Annotated in this window: 17 protein-coding genes; 9 read left to right on the top strand and 8 right to left on the bottom strand. The window is 65.0% G+C overall.

Annotated elements, in window-relative coordinates:
- The first annotated feature begins 58 nt into the window (after window positions 1–58).
- A complete protein-coding gene (gene rsmI, locus CHB96_RS05170; RefSeq protein ID WP_089243680.1) occupies window positions 59–895 on the top strand; it encodes a 16S rRNA (cytidine(1402)-2'-O)-methyltransferase in 837 nt (278 codons plus the stop codon).
- Window positions 896–911: 16 nt separating this feature from the next.
- On the opposite strand, the gene CHB96_RS05175 is transcribed toward rsmI, so the two are convergent.
- Window positions 912–1,340 carry an SRPBCC family protein gene (locus CHB96_RS05175; protein ID WP_089243682.1) on the bottom strand — a complete coding sequence of 143 codons (429 nt, stop codon included), beginning with the start codon at window positions 1,338–1,340 and terminating at the stop codon, window positions 912–914.
- Between the two features lie 14 nt (window positions 1,341–1,354).
- Window positions 1,355–2,380 carry an alpha/beta hydrolase gene (locus CHB96_RS05180; protein WP_089243684.1) on the bottom strand — a complete coding sequence of 342 codons (1,026 nt, stop codon included), beginning with the start codon at window positions 2,378–2,380 and terminating at the stop codon, window positions 1,355–1,357.
- Window positions 2,381–2,512: 132 nt separating this feature from the next.
- Here CHB96_RS05180 and CHB96_RS05185 point away from each other — a divergent pair, with 132 nt between their 5' ends.
- On the top strand, window positions 2,513–3,880 hold the full coding sequence (locus CHB96_RS05185; protein ID WP_089243686.1) for a WS/DGAT/MGAT family O-acyltransferase: 1,368 nt from the start codon (window positions 2,513–2,515) through the stop codon (window positions 3,878–3,880).
- Window positions 3,881–3,983: 103 nt separating this feature from the next.
- On the opposite strand, the gene metG is transcribed toward CHB96_RS05185, so the two are convergent.
- Complete coding sequence (metG, locus tag CHB96_RS05190) at window positions 3,984–5,540, bottom strand: methionine--tRNA ligase (RefSeq protein WP_089243688.1); 1,557 nt, start codon at window positions 5,538–5,540, stop codon at window positions 3,984–3,986.
- A gap of 21 nt (window positions 5,541–5,561) precedes the next feature.
- Between metG and CHB96_RS05195 the strand changes: the two genes are divergently transcribed.
- The 3 genes from CHB96_RS05195 to rsmA all read left to right on the top strand — a co-directional run bounded on the left by CHB96_RS05195 (window position 5,562) and on the right by rsmA (window position 8,572).
- Window positions 5,562–6,401, top strand: coding sequence for a TatD family hydrolase (locus CHB96_RS05195; protein ID WP_089243690.1), 840 nt, complete (start codon window positions 5,562–5,564; stop codon window positions 6,399–6,401).
- A 146-nt stretch (window positions 6,402–6,547) separates the two neighbouring features.
- Entirely contained in the window at window positions 6,548–7,675 is a 1,128-nt protein-coding gene (locus tag CHB96_RS05200; protein WP_089243692.1) for a resuscitation-promoting factor, read from the top strand.
- 21 nt (window positions 7,676–7,696) lie between these two features.
- Entirely contained in the window at window positions 7,697–8,572 is an 876-nt protein-coding gene (gene rsmA / locus CHB96_RS05205) for a 16S rRNA (adenine(1518)-N(6)/adenine(1519)-N(6))-dimethyltransferase RsmA (protein WP_089243694.1), read from the top strand.
- 39 nt (window positions 8,573–8,611) lie between these two features.
- Here the strand turns inward: rsmA and CHB96_RS05210 are convergent, their stop codons facing one another.
- Complete coding sequence (locus CHB96_RS05210; protein WP_089243696.1) at window positions 8,612–9,583, bottom strand: helix-turn-helix transcriptional regulator; 972 nt, start codon at window positions 9,581–9,583, stop codon at window positions 8,612–8,614.
- 94 nt (window positions 9,584–9,677) lie between these two features.
- Between CHB96_RS05210 and CHB96_RS05215 the strand changes: the two genes are divergently transcribed.
- The 3 genes from CHB96_RS05215 to CHB96_RS05225 all read left to right on the top strand — a co-directional run bounded on the left by CHB96_RS05215 (window position 9,678) and on the right by CHB96_RS05225 (window position 13,154).
- Window positions 9,678–10,613: a 4-(cytidine 5'-diphospho)-2-C-methyl-D-erythritol kinase gene (locus CHB96_RS05215; RefSeq protein ID WP_089243933.1), complete on the top strand. Its 936-nt coding sequence runs from the start codon at window positions 9,678–9,680 to the stop codon at window positions 10,611–10,613.
- Window positions 10,613–12,409, top strand: coding sequence for an ABC-F family ATP-binding cassette domain-containing protein (locus CHB96_RS05220; protein WP_089243698.1), 1,797 nt, complete (start codon window positions 10,613–10,615; stop codon window positions 12,407–12,409). Before CHB96_RS05215 ends, CHB96_RS05220 begins: the two co-directional genes overlap by 1 nt.
- Before the next feature lie 79 nt (window positions 12,410–12,488).
- Window positions 12,489–13,154 (top strand): DUF4166 domain-containing protein, encoded by a 666-nt coding sequence (locus CHB96_RS05225; protein ID WP_089243700.1) that lies wholly within the window; start codon window positions 12,489–12,491, stop codon window positions 13,152–13,154.
- Between the two features lie 66 nt (window positions 13,155–13,220).
- On the opposite strand, the gene CHB96_RS05230 is transcribed toward CHB96_RS05225, so the two are convergent.
- From CHB96_RS05230 to CHB96_RS05240, 3 genes are all read right to left on the bottom strand, one after another.
- A complete protein-coding gene (locus CHB96_RS05230; RefSeq protein ID WP_089243702.1) occupies window positions 13,221–13,862 on the bottom strand; it encodes a hypothetical protein in 642 nt (213 codons plus the stop codon).
- Between the two features lie 95 nt (window positions 13,863–13,957).
- Entirely contained in the window at window positions 13,958–14,611 is a 654-nt protein-coding gene (gene pnuC / locus CHB96_RS05235) for a nicotinamide riboside transporter PnuC (RefSeq protein ID WP_089243704.1), read from the bottom strand.
- Window positions 14,611–16,272 (bottom strand): peptide chain release factor 3, encoded by a 1,662-nt coding sequence (locus tag CHB96_RS05240; RefSeq protein WP_089243706.1) that lies wholly within the window; start codon window positions 16,270–16,272, stop codon window positions 14,611–14,613. The genes pnuC and CHB96_RS05240 overlap by 1 nt, the downstream gene beginning before the upstream one ends.
- A 130-nt stretch (window positions 16,273–16,402) precedes the next feature.
- Here CHB96_RS05240 and CHB96_RS05245 point away from each other — a divergent pair, with 130 nt between their 5' ends.
- Window positions 16,403–18,037 (top strand): fatty acyl-AMP ligase, encoded by a 1,635-nt coding sequence (locus tag CHB96_RS05245; RefSeq protein ID WP_089243708.1) that lies wholly within the window; start codon window positions 16,403–16,405, stop codon window positions 18,035–18,037.
- Window positions 18,038–18,080: 43 nt separating this feature from the next.
- Here CHB96_RS05245 and pth read toward each other — a convergent pair whose 3' ends face one another.
- On the bottom strand, window positions 18,081–18,662 hold the full coding sequence (gene pth, locus CHB96_RS05250) for an aminoacyl-tRNA hydrolase (protein ID WP_089243935.1): 582 nt from the start codon (window positions 18,660–18,662) through the stop codon (window positions 18,081–18,083).
- Window positions 18,663–18,683 lie beyond the last annotated feature (21 nt).

Raw genomic sequence — 18,683 nt, forward strand, 5'->3', positions numbered from 1 at the left:
GTCAACAAGGTCACATGCCGATCGTAGGCGGCGTGCAGTGGTGCGGGACGATGGGAGCATGCTGATTCTTGCTGCCACCCCGATGGGCGACGTGGGCGACGCGTCCCAGCGACTGCGCGACGCGCTGGAGAGCGCCGACGTCGTCGCAGCTGAGGACACCCGTCGGACCAAGCAGTTGGCGTCGGCGCTCGGGGTCACGATCACCGGCAAGGTGGTCAGCTTCTACGACCAGGTAGAGGCCAACCGCCTCCCGATGCTCGTCGAGGCCGTGCGCGAAGAGAAGAAGGTCCTGCTCGTCACCGACGCGGGCATGCCGTCGGTCAGCGACCCCGGCTACCGGCTCGTCGCGGCATGCGTCGAGCAGGATCTGCCGGTCACGTGCCTACCGGGACCGTCGGCGGTGACGACGGCCCTCGCGTTGTCCGGGCTACCGGTGGAGCGCTTCTGTTTCGACGGCTTCCCGCCACGCAAGCAAGGCCAGCGCACCACGTTCTTCGAGCAGCTGAAGACAGAGCCGCGCGCCTGCGTGTTCTTCGAGGCACCCCATCGTCTCGAAGCATGTCTCGCCGACGCCGTCGCAGTGCTCGGCCCCGACCGTCGGGCGGCGGTGTGCCGCGAGCTCACCAAGACCTACGAGGAGGTCAAGCGCGGGACCCTTGGCGAACTCGCCGCGTGGGCCGCCGACGGTGTGCGCGGTGAGATCACCGTCGTACTCGCCGGGGCGCAACGCGTCGTGCAGGATCCGGAGGACTTGATCGGCGACGTCGAGGAGCTCGTCGCGTCGGGCATGCGGTTGAAGGACGCATGTGCCCAACTGGCGGTCGGCGGCGTCAGCAAGCGCGAGCTGTACGAGGCCGTGCTCCAGGCGAGGGCGGGAGCGGAGCCTGCGGAATGACCGGATGGAGCGAGAACTAGCCGACGACTTGCTGCCGTAGGCCTTCCGTCGCGGCTTCGAGTACCGTCTTGGTGCCCTTCTTGACCAGGAAACCGGGGACCGGGATCTTCGGGTCGACGGTGAGCGAGAAGGCGACGTGCGTGCCCTTGGCCGTCGGCGTCAACGTGTATTCGCCGTGCTGCGACTTCTGTTGCGAGCCTTCGACGAGGTCCCACGACACCTTCGTGTCCGACCACGTGTATTCGACGACCTGCTCGTCGTTGATGCCGAGAATCGACACCGCCATCTTGACGTGGTGGGGACGCCCGTCGTCGTAGCGGTCGAGGACCTCGATCTTCTTGTGGACGGGTGACCACGAAGGCAAGCCCTCGACGTCGGCAAGGACCTCGAGAACGGCTGCCGGTTCGGCCTCGATGTCGACCTCTTTGTTTCCTGTTACTGCCATGCCTGCAACGTTACTCAGGCGGTGCTGAAGGTGGCGTCGAACGCGCTGTGTGTTCGCACGAACTCGCCGATTTCGATCATCGCCCGACGCGCCTCGGGGAGGAAGTCCGCGGCTTGGAAGACGTGGACCTGGTCCTCCCACACCTGGAGCTCGCACTCGACGCCTGCTTCTTCGAGGCGGATGGCCATCAATTCGGCGTCGGCGAGCACCATTTCGGACGAACCGGCCTGGATGAGCACGGGCGGCAGGCCGCTCAGGTCGGCGTCGACGGGGGACACCCGCGGGCCGCGCTTGCCTTCGACGACGATCTTGGCTTCGACGCGGTCGGCCATGATCGTCAACGCGGGTACCGCGCCGGCCGGGAACACCGCACATTTCGACGCGTTCTCGTGCTCGATCTTGCGCGTGGGGTCCATGTCGGTCAGTGGCGACATGACGAAGATTCCCGCAGGCTTGGGCAGATTGAGCGTGCCGAGCGTCAACGCGACCATGAACGCCAGATATCCGCCGGCGGAGTCGCCCGCGATGAAGATCTGGTCGGGGCGGTAGCCGGACGAGAGCAGGAAGCGGTACGCGTCGACGCCGTCCTCGACCGCATGGGAGATGGGGTTTCTCGGCATCATCCGATAGTCCACCGACAGAACCGGTGCGTCGACGCTCTGCGAGACCCTGGATACGAGGCGACGGTGCGTGTTGAGGCCACAACAGACGAACGCGCCGCCGTGCAGGTAGAGCACGACGTTGTCCTCGGAGACGCCGTCGGCGGCGACCCATTCGGCCCCACATTCGGCAAGTTCGACGCGTCGGCACCGGGTGCCCTTCACCGGCGGCACCAACTTTCCGGCGTAGTCGACGACGTGCATCGGCCACGGCAGGTGAGCCGTCTTGGCCCAGACGGACAGGAAGGGCCGAACCGTGAGCTGCAGATATGCGGAGAGCGCCTTCGACGGCAGGCTTCCGCTGGACATGTCGATTCTGCTCGACGTGTAGGTGGCCGGGGTGTACTCCGACCGTGTCAAAGCGGTGAGCACGTTGTTCATCGTCCTCGCCTCCGATCTGCAGTTGCTTGGAACTCCTAGTAACGGACAATAGCCCGTGACTTAGGTCCTCTAAACGTAAGGTCGTGTTCGATGTCACACCGTGATGCAAACTACGCGTAAAGGTGATCGCACATGGCCCTGATGCCCGTTACCGAATCCATGTTTCTGATTGCGGAATCGCGAGAGCATCCCATGCATGTCGGTGGTCTCCAACTCTTCGTTCCTGCTGGTGAGGCGCATGATCTCGCGGACGAGATGCAGCGCAGCTTCACCAGCGGCGAAGTGCACGAGCTTTTTCGCAAGCGGCCAGGCAGGCCTGTCGACGTCGTCGGGAAGATCGCGTGGTCGCGTGACACCGACATCGACTTCGAATACCACGTCCGGCGCGTGGTGCTTCCGTCTCCCGGGAGGATTCGAGAATTGTTCCAATTCCTCTCGCTGAACCACAGTACGCCTCTTGACAGATACCGACCCATGTGGGAGGTGTACATCGTCGAAGGGCTCGCCGACGGCAGGGTCGCGCTCTACACCAAGGTTCATCACTCGCTGGTCGACGGAGTGTCCGCCCTGAAGCTCATGCTGAACACTCTCAGTGAGGATCCGGACGACCGCACAGGCGTCGCGACGTGGGATCCGAGTCTGTTCCGTGTGAAACCCGACAAGCCGGTGCCGGGGGTGACGGAACGTGTCGGCCAGGGGCTCGCGCTCGTCGGCGATCTGTTCGATTTTGCGCCGGCCGCCGCGCGAATCGGGTTGCGTGCCTTGCGCGACGAAGGTGCTCAGCTGCCGCTGCGCGCGCCCCGGACCATGTTCAACGTTCCGATCGGCGGTGCACGGCGATTCGCCGCCGAGACGTGGTCGATCGCCCGAATGCGCACCGTCGCAGAAGGTTTGGACATCACGATCAACGACGTCGTGCTCGCCATGTGTGCCGGAGCTCTGCGCGGCTATCTGATCGACGAGGACGCGCTGCCCGAATCGCCCTTGATTGCAATGGTTCCCGTGTCGTTACGTAAACCGGGAGACAGTTCGGCCGGTAATTCGGTGACGACGATTCTGTGCAACCTGGGTACCGACGAGGCCGATCCGCTCGCCAGGCTTCAGCGCATCACTCGGTCGACGACCCGAGGCAAGGACATGATGCGTGAGCTGAACACGTTGGAGTCCTTGGCATTCGGCGCGGTGACGATGTTGCCGCTGCTGTTCGGACCCGTGCCAGGGTTCGTCAGGAACACGCCGCCGCCGTTCAACGTCATCATCTCCAATGTGCCCGGATCGCCGAAGGATCTGTACTGGAACGGCGCGAAGCTCGACGGCATCTACCCGGCGTCGATCGTGTGCGACGGCATGGCCTTGAACATCACCGTCGCCAGCAACGGGGATTCGCTGAACTTCGGGCTCATCGGGTGCCGGCGGAGCGTCCCGCACCTGCAGCGGATGCTCACGCACCTCGAGGAGTCGTTGGTGGAGTTGGAGAAGGCGGTGTCCACTTCCGCTTGAATGGACCCTGCTAGCTATCTGTTCGTATGAATGGCGCATTCAAGCGATGGGTCTGTTCGCTTGAAAGCGCCACCACAGCTATCTACTCGTATGAAAGGACCATTCAAGCGGTCTTGGGTTCGTACTTCGGAAACACCGGCGACGGCGCGGGCAGCGACTCGCCGGGCACGATGCGCGTCGCGATGTCGCTGAACTGGTGCGCCGGATTGCCGAGCAGTTCGAGGATCTTCGCTGCGGATCCGGGCATGACCGGCTGAACCAGGATGCCGACGATGCGGAGTACCTCGAGCGTCACGTACAGAACGGTCGCCATGCGGTCCGGATCGGTCTTGCGCAGAACCCACGGCTCCTGCTGCGAGAAGTATCGGTTGGTCTCACCGAGCACCGACCAGATCGCTTCGAGCGCGGAATGCAGTGCCTGGACGTCGAATTCACGACGGCAGATGTCGAGGAGTGCGTCGGCGCGCGCCAGCAACGCCTCGTCGTCGGGGGTGAATGCACCGGGCGTCGGGACCTTGCCGTCGAGGTTCTTGGCCACCATCGTCAGCGACCGCTGCGCCAGATTGCCGAGCTCGTTGGACAGGTCCGCGTTCATGCGGGTCACGATGGCCTCGGGTGAGTAGCTGCCGTCCTGGCCGTACGACACCTCGCGCAGCAGGAAGAACCGCAGCGGGTCGAGGCCGAACTCGTTCACCAACGTGAACGGGTCGACGACGTTGCCGACCGACTTGGACATCTTCTCGCCCTTGTTGTTCAGGAAGCCGTGCACGAACACACGCTGCGGCAACTCGATACCCGCCGACATCAGGAACGCGGGCCAATAGACGGTGTGGAACCGCGTGATGTCCTTGCCGATGATGTGCAGGCTCGCCGGCCAGTACTTCTGAAACTTCTCCGACGAGGCATCCGGGTAGCCGACGCCGGTGAGGTAGTTGGTCAACGCGTCGACCCACACGTACATGACGTGCTCCGGGTTGTCCGGGACCTGGACGCCCCAGTCGAACGTGGTCCGCGAAATTGACAGATCCTTCAGTCCGCTCTTGACGAACGAGACGATCTCGTTGCGACGCGTTCCCGGCGCGATGAACTCCGGGCGCGTTTCGTACAGCTCGAGCAACTTGTCCTGATACGCCGACAACTTGAAGAAGTACGTCGACTCCTCGGTCCATTCGACCGGTGTCTTCGTCTCGGTGGCGATGCGCGCGCCGTCCTCGGCGATCGCCGTCTCGCCCTCGGTATAGAAGGCCTCGTCGCGCACCGAGTACCAGCCGGCGTACGTGTCGAGGTAGATGTCGCCGCGCTCGACCATCTTGGCCCAGATGGCCTTGCTCGCCTCGTGGTGATCCGCGTCCGTAGTGCGGATGAACCGGTCGTAGGAGATGTCGAGCGTCTTGTCCAGCTGCTGGAAGACCTCGGAGTTGCGCGCGGCCAGGTCACGGACGTCGACGCCTTCCTTGACGGCCGTCTGCTGCATCTTCAGGCCGTGCTCGTCGGTACCCGTCAGGAACATGACGTCGTACCCGTCGAGGCGCTTGAAACGCGCGATGACGTCGGTCGAGATGTACTCGTACGCATGCCCGATGTGCGGGGCACCGTTCGGGTACGCGATCGCGGTCGTGACGTAGAAGGTGGGCCGTGAGGCATCAGCTGGCGCAGTCATGGTGGCGCCTACTCTATCGGCGTGACCAGAGAACGTCCCGCGCCACCTTTGCCCGAGCCACTGCACAGCCTCGTCGACGCCCACACGCACCTCGACGCGTGTGGTGCCCGTGATGCTGCAGGGGTTTCCGAGATCCTCGACCGAGCCGAGTCCGTCGGCGTCGGGCGTGTGGTCACAGTGGCCGACGACCTCGATGCCGCGCGCTTCGCCGTCGACGCGTCCCACTGGGATTCGCGGGTCTGGGCGGCCGTCGCGATCCATCCGACACGCGCCAACGTGCTGACCGACGACGTGAAGGCCGAGATTTCCAGGCTCGCGGCGGATCCTCGGGTGGTTGCAGTCGGCGAAACGGGTCTGGATTACTACTGGCCGGGCAAGCTGGAGGGCTGCGCGACGGTGGAAGAGCAGCACGACGGCTTCCGCTGGCACATCGATCTCGCCAAGCGCCTCGACAAGCCACTGATGATCCACAACAGGGAGGCTGACGAGGATCTGCTTTCTCTGTTGAAAGACGAAGGCGCCCCGGACACCGTCATCTTCCATTGCTTCTCGTCGGGACCGGAGATCGCGCGGCAGTGCATCGACGCCGGGTATGTGCTCAGCCTGTCCGGGACCGTCAGTTTCAAGAACGCGCACGCGCTGCGGGAGGCGGCAGTACTCATTCCCGACGACCAAGTGCTCGTCGAGACCGATGCGCCGTTCCTCACGCCGCATCCTTTCCGCGGGGCGCCGAACGAGTCGTACTGCCTGCCGTACACCGCGCGGGCCCTCGCCGAGATCCGCGGGCAGGACCCCGTCGAACTCGCTGGTCATGTCACTGCCAATGCCGAGCGGGTGTATGCGCTTCGCGCCCGTGCGTGAGTAGTTGGTCTCCGCGCAAACTCTCCGCGCACGGGCGGCGCAGCCGCACGCGAGGTTGCAGGATGTCCATCGATTCGTTACCGTACCGTGATCCAGCCGCCGGGCGTTTCGCGAACAGGTAACGCTCTCGACTCCAGGAACTGTCTGTGTCTAGTATTGCTCGCCTCAACTCCACCAGGTCGTTGACGTTGTACCTGGTCGTCGCCGCATTGCTGGCCACCCTGATCGTCGGAGGCGCCGTTGCGGTCGCGCGTCACAAGACGGTGACGATCGACGTCGACGGCCAAACGATCTCCCTCAGCACGATGACGTCCGACGTCAACGGAGCTCTCGTGGCCGCCGGATACGCCCCCGGTGACAAGGATCTCGTCGCGCCGTCGGGTGACACCGAGCTGTCCGACGGCGAAACCGTCGTGCTGCGGCGTGCACGTGAGCTGAACGTGACCATCGACGGCCAGGAAGAGCAGATCTGGACGACGGCTTTGACCGTCGACGAGGCGCTGTCGCAGATGGATCTCGCCGAGGACGTGCACGTATCCGCGTCACGTGGTGAGCGACTGCCGCTCGAAGGAACGACACTCGACGTCGCGCTGCCGAAGCAGGCCTCGGTCGTCGACGGCGCCGCTGCTCCCGCGGCTCTGACGCTGGCCGCTCCGACGGTCCGTGAGTTCCTCGAAGAAGCAGGCATGCCGCTCGAGCAGGCCGATACCGTGACTCCTGGTCCCGACGAGAAAGTCGCCGACGGCGCCGAGATCGTCGTGACTCGTGACCGCACCGAGACCAAGTCGGAAACCACCGAGGTCGCCGCTCCCGAGCAGCGCATCGAGGATCCGACGATGAACATGAGCAAGACCGTCGTCGAGAATCCGGGTTCGCCCGGCGTCTCCGACATCACGTGGAACATCAACACCGTCAACGGCGAGGAAGTCGGACGCGAGAAGGTGTCCGAGGACGTGAAGGTTCCGGCGCAGCCGAAGATCGTGCGCGTCGGCGCGAAGCCCGGCACCGAGGTTCCTCCCGTCGAGAACGGGGCGATCTGGGATGCGCTCGCGCAATGCGAGGCGACCGGCAACTGGGCCATCAACACCGGCAACGGATTCTTCGGTGGTGTGCAGTTCGACCAGAACACCTGGGAACGTCAGGGCGGACTCAAGTACGCACCGCGCGCCGACCTCGCGACGCGTGAGGAGCAGATCGCCATCGCGTCGGTGACGCAGAAGTCTCAGGGCTGGGGCGCATGGCCCGCATGCACCAGCCGTCTCGGCTACCGCTAGCCAGTGCGTAGAGTTTTCGAAGTGCCAGAAAATGTGAGGGAACCCGCGGCGCTGCTCGGGCCCGCGGAAGTGCGATCTCTCGCCGCCGAGTTGGACGTCCGTCCTACCAAGACGCTCGGCCAGAACTTCGTGCACGACGCCAACACCGTGCGACGCATCGTCGCGTCGGCGGGCGTCGGGGGAGCCGACACGGTTCTCGAGGTCGGCCCCGGTCTCGGCTCGCTGACGCTTGCGCTCCTCGATGTCGCCGACGCGGTCGTCGCCGTCGAGATCGACCCGAAGCTTGCGGCCCGGCTCCCGCAGACCGTCGCCGAACGTGCGCCGTCGCAGGCCGACCAGCTGACCGTCGTCGAGTTCGATGCACTTCGGGTCAAGGCCTCCGACATTCCGGGTGAACCGTCGGCGTTGGTCGCGAACCTGCCCTACAATGTCGCGGTTCCGGTTCTGCTGCACCTGTTCTCGGAGCTGCCGTCGCTGCGCACTGCGCTGGTGATGGTGCAGGCCGAGGTGGCCGACCGCCTCGCCGCCGACCCGGGCAGCAAGATCTACGGCATCCCCAGCGTCAAGGCGAACTTCTTCGGCACCGTCAAACGTGCTGGGTCCGTTGGTCGTTCGGTGTTCTGGCCGGTGCCGAAGGTCGAATCGGGACTCGTCCGCATCGACCGCTACGACGACCCGCCGTGGTCCATGGACGACGAGCACCGCAAGCGGGTGTTCACCGTCGTCGACGCCGCATTCGCGCAGCGCCGCAAGACGTTACGCGCTGCGCTCGCCGGATGGGCGGGGTCGCCCGTCGAGGCCGAGCGCCGGTTGCGGGAGGCGGGGATCGAGCCCTCGGCGCGCGGGGAGACTCTCGACGCGGCGGCGTATGTCAGGTTGGCCGGCACCACCGCTTGAATGGTCCTTTCATACGATCAGATGGCTTGAACCGCACGTTCAAGCGATGCCCGCCCGGTATCGCTCACTGACCCGCGCGTGCCACTCGGCGACCTTCAGGCATTCTTCACGCAACGATGCCGGTTCGAGCACGGTGAAGTCGGTGTCGAAGGCGTACAGCCAGCGCGCGATCGACTGCAGGGAATCGCCCGACAGCACGATGGTGCACGTGTCCTCGGTTCCCGATTCGAGCGTGCCCCAGTCCTGGTCCACCATCGGCGCGATGGTCTCGATCGACGCGTGCAGCAGAATCCGTGCCTTCACCTGGGTGTACGCGTGGTTGATGCCCTTCGCGACGAAGGCCGCCGCACCGCCTTCGGGCAGCTCGCGTCGTGCGAATCGCGGACCCGTCGGGATCTTCGGTTCCATGCGGTCGACGCGGAACGAGCGCCAGTCCTCGCGCATGACGTCCCACCCGAGCAGGTACCAGCGGGCCCCCGCACGCACGAGGCTGTACGGCTCCACCTCGCGCCGCGCCTCGGTGCCGTCGTGTGTGCGGTAGTCGAAGCGCAGCCGCTCACGGTTGTGGCAGACCCCGGCCACCGTTGCGAGAACGGACGCATCGACAGCCGAGCGCGCGGGCCGCTCGACGACGTCGATGCGCAACGCGTCGAGCCGATTCTGGATGCGCGACGGCATCACCTGGCGCAACTTGGTCAGTGCCCGCAGCGACGCCTCCCCGATTCCTGCGACCGATCCGCCCGCCGCACTCTGCAGCCCGAACGCGACGGCGAGTGCTTCGTCGTCGTCGAGCAGTAGTGGTGGCATCTCGGCGCCCGCACCCAGCTGATACCCGCCTCCGACGCCGGAGGTGGCGCTGACGGGGTAGCCGATTTCGCGCAGCTTGTCGACGTCACGTCGCACCGTCCGCGGCGTCACGTTCAGTCGATCCGCAAGGTCCGCGCCTGCCCAGTCGCGTCGTGTCTGGAGCAGCGACAGAAGCTTGAGCAGTCGTGCCGATGTTTCCCGCATAGAACCGATGATTCCAGCAATCGCGGACGACTGTCGTCCGCAAAAGGACTGCCGGAAGAATGCAGGCAGGATTTCTCCACTACTGTGGACTCTCGTGCTCTCAGTCGTGCCCAGTCCCGTCGTCGTTCGGGCTCCGTCGAAGGTCAACCTCCACCTGTCGGTCGGTGACCTGCGTGAGGACGGCTATCACGAACTGACGACGGTCTTCCAGGCGTTGTCGTTGTCCGACGAGGTATCGGTCGTACCCGCGACGTCGCTGAGGGTCTCCGTGCGCGGCGAGAATGCGTCCGAGGTTCCGACCGACGAGCGCAACCTCGTGTGGAAGGCGGCCGCTCTGCTCGCCGACACAGTGGGGCGTGAGCCGCTCGTCGACATCACCATCGACAAGGGCATCCCCGTCGCAGGCGGGATGGCCGGTGGCAGCACCGATGCGGCGGCCACGCTGGTCGCGCTCAACGCGCTGTGGGAGCTGGACCTGTCGCGTGAAGAGCTGACCGACCTGGCGTCGAAGCTCGGTAGTGACGTGCCGTTCGTGCTGCACGGCGGCACGGCCGTCGGAACCGGGCGCGGTGAGAAGCTTCTCCCGGTGCTGTCGCGCAACACTTTTCACTGGGTGCTCGCGCTGGCGAAGGGTGGCCTGCAGACCCCTGCGGTGTTCCGTGAACTGGACGAGCTCCGCGCAAAGGGCTCACCGCCACGCATCGGCGGGCCCGACGAGCTGATGCATGCGCTTGCCTCCGGCGACGCACAGGCGTTGGCGCCGCTGCTCGGCAACGATCTGCAGGCCGCCGCGGTGTCGTTGCTCCCGCAACTGCGTCGGACGTTGCGCGCAGGCGTCACGGCGGGTGCGCTGGCGGGCATCGTCTCGGGCTCGGGCCCGACGTGTGCCTTCCTGTGTGCCGACTCCGAATCTGCGGTCGCCGTCGGCGCCGAGCTATCCGGTGCGGGCGTGTGCCGCACCGTGCGTGTTGCGAGTGGTCCGGTTCCCGGCGCTCGTGTCGTTACTAGTGAATCGATTGGTTTTTCCTGATGGTCAATCTCGTCAACCTCGAAAACGTCTCGAAGTCGTTCGGCGTCAAGCCACTTCTCGACGGCGTGTCCCTCGGCGTGCAGGAGGGCCAGCGCATCGGAATGGTCGGCCTCAACGGCGGCGGCAAGACGACGACGCTCGAGGTGCTCGCCGGTGTCGAGCCGCCGGACTCGGGACGCGTCAGTCGTGTCGGTGGTCTCCGTATGGCCGTCGTGACGCAGCGTGGCGTGCTGCCGCCGGGATCGACCGTCGGGCAGGTCGTTCTCGATCCTCTCGGCATGGCCGAACACGAGTGGGCCGGTGACTCGCGAGTCCGAAACATTCTGACCGGCATCGGAATTGCCGATCTCGGTCCTGCAGGAAGCTCGGGTCTCGACGCGCCGATCGACAATCTGTCCGGTGGTGAGCGTCGACGCGTCGCGCTCGCCGCGGCGCTCGTTCAGGATCTCGATCTCCTCGCGCTCGACGAGCCCACCAACCACCTCGACGTCGAGGGCGTGCAATGGCTTGCCGCGCATCTGGTCTCGCGTCGCAGCGCGCTCGTCGTCGTCACTCACGATCGCTGGTTCCTCGACACCGTCGCGAATCAGACGTGGGAAGTCGTCGGCGGCCGCGTCGAAGCATACGAGGGCGGCTACAACGACTGGGTCTTCGCGCGTGCCGAGCGGTCGCGTCAGGCCGATGCGTCCGAGGAGCGTCGACGCAACCTCGCCCGCAAGGAGCTCGCGTGGCTGCGCCGCGGTGCCCCTGCGCGCACGTCGAAGCCCAAGTACCGCATCGAGGCCGCGGAAGCATTGATCGCCGACGTCCCGGCGCCGCGCGATTCCGTGGCACTGGCATCCTTCGCGACCCGCAGACTCGGACGCGTCGTCATCGAACTCGAAGATGCGCGTCTCGAAACCCCCGACGGCCGAGAACTCGTCAAGGACTTCACGTGGCGTCTGGCGCCGGGAGAGCGCGTCGGACTCGTCGGTGTCAACGGTTCCGGCAAGACCACGCTGTTGCGCACTCTCGCAGGCGAATTGGAACCGGCTGCGGGCAAGCGCATTCAGGGGCAGACCGTCAAGATCGGTTGGCTGAAGCAGGAGCTGGACGACCTGCCGAAGAATCTTCGGGTGCTCGAAGCGGTCAAAGAGGTCGCCGAACGAATCACGCTGGGGGACAAGGAGATATCGGCGGGTCAGCTTGCTGAGCGGCTGGGCTTCACGCCTGCACGCCAGCGGACTCCCGTCGGTGACCTCTCCGGTGGTGAGCGACGCAGGCTGCAGCTCACTCGTGTGTTGATGGCCGAACCGAACGTACTACTGCTCGACGAGCCGACCAACGATCTCGACATCGACACCTTGCAACAGCTCGAGGATCTGCTCGACGGTTGGGCAGGCACGCTCGTCGTGATCAGTCACGACAGGTACCTGATCGAGCGCATCTGTGACTCGACATGGGCTCTGTTCGGCGACGGCAAGCTGACCAACCTTCCCGGAGGCATCGAGGAATACCTGCGTCGGCGGGCCGTCCTGGCCGCGGAGGCGACGCCGGATTCACTGACGACCGGTGGCCCCGTCAGGCGTGCCGTGCGTGACGCAGCGTCGGAGCGCGCCGCGCGCAAGGAGCTGAGCAAGCTGGAGAAGCTCGTCGTCAGGTTGTCCGACCGAGAGATCGCGCTGCACGCCGAATTGACCGAGGCGGCAACCGATCCGAAGAAGCTCCTCGAACTCGATGCCGAGCTGAAGAAAGTCCTCGCGGACAAGGACGTCGCCGAGGAGCGGTGGATGGAGCTCGCGGCCGAACTGGACTGAGCCATGTGTGCGTTTGTACATAGTCGGCTATGTATAAACGCACACATGGGGTTGCTACGGTGAGAGGGTGGCCCCATCGATGACGTCCGTGGTCCGCACGGCTCTGGGTGAGAAGTTCGACGACCTCCACCCGAAGGTGCAGTGGCGCTTCGGGTTGTCGTCGTCGGACGAGCGATGTCAGGTGGGCGTCGGGGTCATGGAAGAGATGACGCACTCGCCGCTGGTGCCGCCGCCGATGTTGTGGCTCGGCGCGCGACGGGGGTTGTTCCCTGCAGGCAAGGGTCGGGACGTGCCGTTCACGATCGTCAACTACGCGTACGTCGACGACATCGGCCGCGAGACTCTCGCTTTCGTCCGGCGGTTCTCGTTCGTGGGCGCACCGCAGGGCATGAATTCGGTGATGGTCACGCCGTCGAAACCCGGTGTCGCGGTGGACTATCTGGGGTTTCATTCGGACATGGTGGTACGCACGACGTGCAGTGTCGAAGACGGTGGGCTCGTCCTGGAAAGCGGCGCTCCGAAGGTGCTCGGGGTACCGACGCCACACCTACTGTCTGCGACGACTGTCGGTCGTGAATGGTGGGACGAGACCGAGCAGCGGCACCGTATCCAGATCGACGTCACGTCACCGATGCTCGGTCGGCTGTTCCACTATCGCGGGTGGTTCACCGCAGACGAGCGACCCTGCACCAGCGCCGACATTCCGCGCGATGCGACACCGACGCGGCTGGAACGGCGCGAGTAGCGGCCACCGAGGAGTGGACCTTCCTGCCCCCTCGGCCTGGAAGGTCCACATCCCCCGGGGGAGGGGTCAGCGGTAACCCTTGGCAGGGTTCAGCAGGTCCAGAACGATGGTCTGGCCGTTGGAGCGCACGTGAATTTCCGGGTTCTGCAGACCGCCGGACACGAGGTACTCGCCGAGAAGCTGCAGCAGCTCATCGGGGCCGACGGAGGTATCGGGTGTGCGGATGTCGCCGGTGCGGCTGCCTAGTTCGTTCTGCGTCAAGCGCCCGGCGATACGTACCGATGCGACGCCCATCGCGGTTCGACGGTCCGGTGCGCCGCTGCGGCCGATGCTCGACGACGAGCTCGTGCTGCTACTGGATGCATGCGTGCTCGACCGGCCGTTGGTGGGCAGGCCGTGCTCGGAGATCTGCTCGCTACTGGTCACTTCAACCTCGTTCGATTCCTTGGATGGCTGCTCGTTCGTGGTGCTGTGGTCGTCCTTTTTCTTTTCGGACTTCACTGTGTCCTCGCCCGACACCTCGGGCCTCACCTTGTCGAGCGACACTTCTGCGGGCACCGAAGAGGATGTCTCGGCTACGGACTCCGGGGAATCGGACTTCACTGCGGAGACGCCCGCAGCCAATTTGGGAGTAGGCGTAGTCAATCGGTGGGCAGGTGCCTGGCCGATCTTGATACCCGCCAGCGGATAGCTGGATCCCTGTGTCATCTTCAACCCCGAGTCTTCAGCGTGAACCCTTCGGCATCGAGCATGAAACGTACTCGAAGCCCGTTCGGACTCCGGAAGAATAACACTTCGTCTGTTTACGGGGTGATTTTGTTATCAGTTTTCCGGTTCTGTATCCGAAACCACGTCGTGAAGCCCCAGAGAACGAAAACCGCGTACACCAGATACAGCACCGCCGACGGGTAGAAACCCGCGCTGAACAGCAGTGGAACACCGACGGCGTCGACGCAGATCCAGATGAGCCAGAACTCGGTGACCCCACGTGCCATTCCGAAGGTCGCGAGCAGCGATCCGGTGAAGATCCATGCGTCGGCCCATTTTCCGTAGGAGCCGAGATACTCGAAGAGCTGCGCGAAACCGACGGTCCCGACGGCCATGACCACGACCATCGCGACCCGTTCGCGTGTGGATGCCCAGTGCGGCATGACGGCGCGGGCGTGTGTCCGTGCAGTGCGAGACCACCGCCACCAGCCGTAGACGCTCACTGCGATGAACAGCAGCTGTCGTCCCGCCTGCCCGTACAGGTCGAGCGCCTGCGGCGTGTGGAACACCCCGCCGAGAAACACCGTGAACAGCAACGCGTTGCCCACGATGCCCACCGGCCACGCCCAGACGAGGCGTCGCATCCCACCGATCGCCGATGCCAAACCGAAGCCGTTTCCGACGATTTCCCGCCAGAGAATAGCGTGACCGAAGATCGAGACCTGCGCGTCGAGCAGCTGGATCAGCACTATTCGCCTGCGGCGACCAGCGGTTCGAGCGTCAGTTCCGGCATCTCCTTCTCGAGGTACTGCAGGCGCCACTTGTCGCTGACGAGCGCGAGCAGTGCGCCGTCGGTGCGCGTGAACACCTCGACGCCGCGCTGACGGCCGAGCTCGACGGCAGATTCCGCGTCGGTGCGTCGCGCGACGGAGTACCCGAGGGGCTCGAGCCGGGCGTCGACGCCGAATTCGGTTTTCATGCGGGCCGTGACGACCTCGAACTGCATGGGCCCGACGGCAGCGAGCACAGGGGACGCGTCGCCGCGAATGTCGTTGCGCAACACCTGTACGACGCCTTCCGAGTCCATCTGCTCGACCGCGCGTCGGAACTTCTTGTACTTGTCCGCGCTGTCGACGCGCAGTGCCGCGAAGTGCTCGGGCGCGAACGACGGGATCGGCGGGTACTCGACCTTCTTGTCGGTGAACAGCGTGTGTCCCGGGGCGAGGGCCGTCGCGTTGACGAGGCCGACGACGTCACCGGGATATGCGTTCTCGACCGTGGTGCGTTCGCGACCGAACACCGTCAGTGCGTATTTCGTCGTGAACGGCTTGCCGGTCTGAGCGTGTGTGACGACCATGCCGCGTTCGAACACACCCGACACGACGCGCATGAACGCGAGGCGGTCGCGGTGCGCGGTGTCCATGCCGGCCTGGACCTTGAAGACCACGGCACTGAACGGGTCGGTGACCTCGCGGACTCCGCCCTTGATGTCGTCGCGCGGGCCGGGAGCGGGCGCGAGTGCGACGAGGGTGTCGAGGATCTGGCGGACGCCGAAGTTCAGCATCGCCGAGCCGAAGATGACCGGCGACGTCTGGCCGGCCAGGAACAGTTCCTGATCGTGCGCCTGGCCGCTCGACGTCAGCAACTCGCTCTCTTCCAGCGCGGTCTCCCACTCCGAGCCCTCGCGGGCGAGTGCGGCGTCGGCGTCGAGAAGCTCTTCCGGTGCGATGGTCGCACCGCCGGCCGTGCGAGTGAACCGGATGTAGTTGCCAGCCTGCACATCGAGCAGGCCGCGGAAGTCGCCGGCGATACCGACGGGCCAGTACAGCGGCGTCGGCGTCAGGCCGATGCGCTGCTCGATCTCGTCGAGCAGTTCCAGCGGCGCCTGGCCCGGCCGGTCCCACTTGTTGATGACGGTGATGACCGGGATACCGAACTGGCGGCACACCTGGAACAGCTTGAGCGTCTGAGGTTCGAGGCCCTTCGCTGCGTCGATGAGCATGACCGCCGCATCGACGGCCGTCAGCACGCGGTAGGTGTCCTCGGAGAAGTCGGCGTGTCCGGGGGTGTCGACGAGGTTGATCACGTTGATCTCGTCGACGGTGGGATCCACCTGGTAGTTGAACTGCAGTGCCGTCGAACTGACCGAGATGCCTCGGGCCTTCTCCATCTCCATCCAGTCCGACACCGTCGAGCGTCGTCCGGCCTTGCCGTGGATGGCGCCCGCCTCGGAAATGACACGGGCGTGCAGAGCGAGCGCTTCGGTGAGCGTCGACTTACCGGCGTCGGGATGGGAGATGACGGCGAACGTACGACGGCGAGCGACCTCGCCGTCAAGTTCTTTGTGCACGCTCTTCGGAACCGACTCGGTAGGGGTAGTGCTGGTCTCGACCGAATCGGGCGTACTCAAGCGAACCTCTTTTTGGGTGAAGTGGGGTTTGTTGCCGGTACCAGGGTACTCGGAGGGCGTAGGCGGTAACGGTTCCCGTCCGTACATGGATTGAATAGCCTAGAGAAGCGTCTGCGACGGAGGAAACTGCATGAGCAAGTTCACCGAAGAAATGTTCGCCACGGCGGGCAGCAGTCGACGAGGACTCGTCACCGGTGAGCCCGACGAGGCGCTGCGGCAGTCGTGGGGTGAAATTCACGGCCTCGCACGGCGGATGGCGGGCGCGCTCGCCGATTCGGGGATCGGCCACGGCGACGCGATCGGCATTCTCGCCGGTCAGCCGGTCGATATCGCGCCCGCATGTCAGGCGGCCTGGATGCGCGGTGGCTCGGTCACGATGCTGCACCAACCGACGCCGCGGACCGACCTCGCGGTGTGGGGCGAGGACACCGAAACCGTCGTGAAGATGATCGAAGCGAAGGCGGTCGTCCTCGGAGCGCCGTTCGACATCGCTGCGCCGGTTCTGGAAGAGCGCGGCATCACGGTACTGAAGATCGAGGACATGCACGACGGCCGCGACGTCGACCCGATACCGACCGAGGAGTCCGATATCGCGTTGCAGCAGTTGACGTCCGGATCCACCGGTTCGCCGAAGGCGGTGCGCATCACGCACGAGAACTTCTACGTCAATGCGTACGCGATGATCGACCGGATCAAGTTCGACGTCGACTCCGACGTCATGGTCAGTTGGCTTCCGCTGTTCCACGACATGGGGATGGTCGGCTTCCTGACGGTGCCGATGCAGGTCGGTGCCGAGGTCGTCAGCATCACGCCGCTCGACTTCCTGCGGTCACCGCTGTTGTGGGCCAAGCTGATTCACAAGTACGGCGGAACTGTCACGGCTGCACCGAATTTCGCGTACTCACTGCTTGCGCGACGGTTGCGTCAGGCGGAAGACGACCTGGATCTCGACCTCAGCACGCTGCGGTACGCATGGAACGGCGCCGAGCCCGTGGATCCGGACACGATGATCGCATTGGCGGAAGCGGGTCGGCAGTACGGTCTGGATCCGCACGCTCTCGCTCCGGTGTACGGGATGGCGGAAACGACTCTCGCAGTGTCCATTCCGGACCCGGGGCAAGGTCAGGTACTCGACGTCGTCGACGCCGATCTCCTCGAAGCGATGGGTCGTGCAGTTCCGACGACCAAGGGCAATGTCCGACGGCTGGCGACGCTCGGCAAGATGGTTCCCAACCTCGAGGGACGCGTCGTCGACAAGGAGGGGCAGGTGCTCACCCCGCGCGGCGTCGGCATCATCGAGGTGCGGGGCAAAGCTGTCACGCCCGGCTACATCACCGTCGACGGTCCCGTTGCGACTCAGGACGGCGACGGCTGGCTCGACACCGGCGACATCGGCTATTTCACCGAGGAAGGTCTGGTCGTCGTCTGCGGTCGCATCAAGGACGTCATCATCATGGGCGGCCGGAACATCTATCCCACCGACATCGAGCGTGCCGCAGGTTCGGTGGCGGGCGTGCGCCCGGGCAATGCCGTCGCGATCCGGCTCGACGCGGGTGAGAAGCGCGAGAGTTTCGCAGTTGCCGTGGAGACCAACGATTTTCAGAATCCCGACGAGGTCAAGCGCATCGAGCACGAGGTGGTGCATGCGGTGTACTCGGAGGTCGGAGTGCGTCCGAGGACCGTGGCCGTCCTGGGGCCGGGGTCGATCCCGAAGACGTCGTCGGGCAAGTTGCGTCGGTCGAATTCGGCGGCGCTGCTGGGCTGACGCCCTCGTGAGTGTTTATGTATAGAGGGCTATACATAAACACTCACGAGCGGGGATGGACCTGATTCTGTGCGGCCTCGAGCCCGACGCGCAAGATCAACTCGGCCGCGTCGGCGGCCTCCTCGCAGATCACACCGAGATCTTTGCGTTCGGCCGCGGAGAACGGCTTCAGAACGTACGACGCGGGGTCCATTCGGCCGGGAGGCCGTCCGACGCCGACGCGTACGCGCTGGTAGTCCTTCGTGGACAAGTGCTGCGAAATGGATCGCAGACCGTTGTGGCCGCCCTCGCCACCGCCGATCTTGAGCCGGATCGTGCCGAAGTCGATGTCCAGCTCGTCGTGAATCACGATGATGTTGCCGGGTTCGACGGAGAAGAACCGTGCCAGAGCCGCGACGGGTTGCCCGGACAGATTCATGAACGTCCGCGGCTTCGCGACGACGACGGACCGGTCGTTCGAACGTGCTTGCACGACATCGGAATTCGACTTCTTGTGTGACGAGAACGTGGCGCCGATGCGGGCCGCCAGCACATCGGCGACCATGAAACCCACGTTGTGGCGTGTGGTGTCGTACTGAGGCCCCGGGTTGCCGAGGCCGACGATCAGCGCGTTGTCCGAATTCACGGTGTCCATGCTCCCATCGAC

The organism is Rhodococcoides kyotonense, from assembly GCF_900188125.1.
In the GTDB taxonomy this organism is placed as follows: Bacteria; Actinomycetota; Actinomycetes; order Mycobacteriales; family Mycobacteriaceae; genus Rhodococcoides; species Rhodococcoides kyotonense.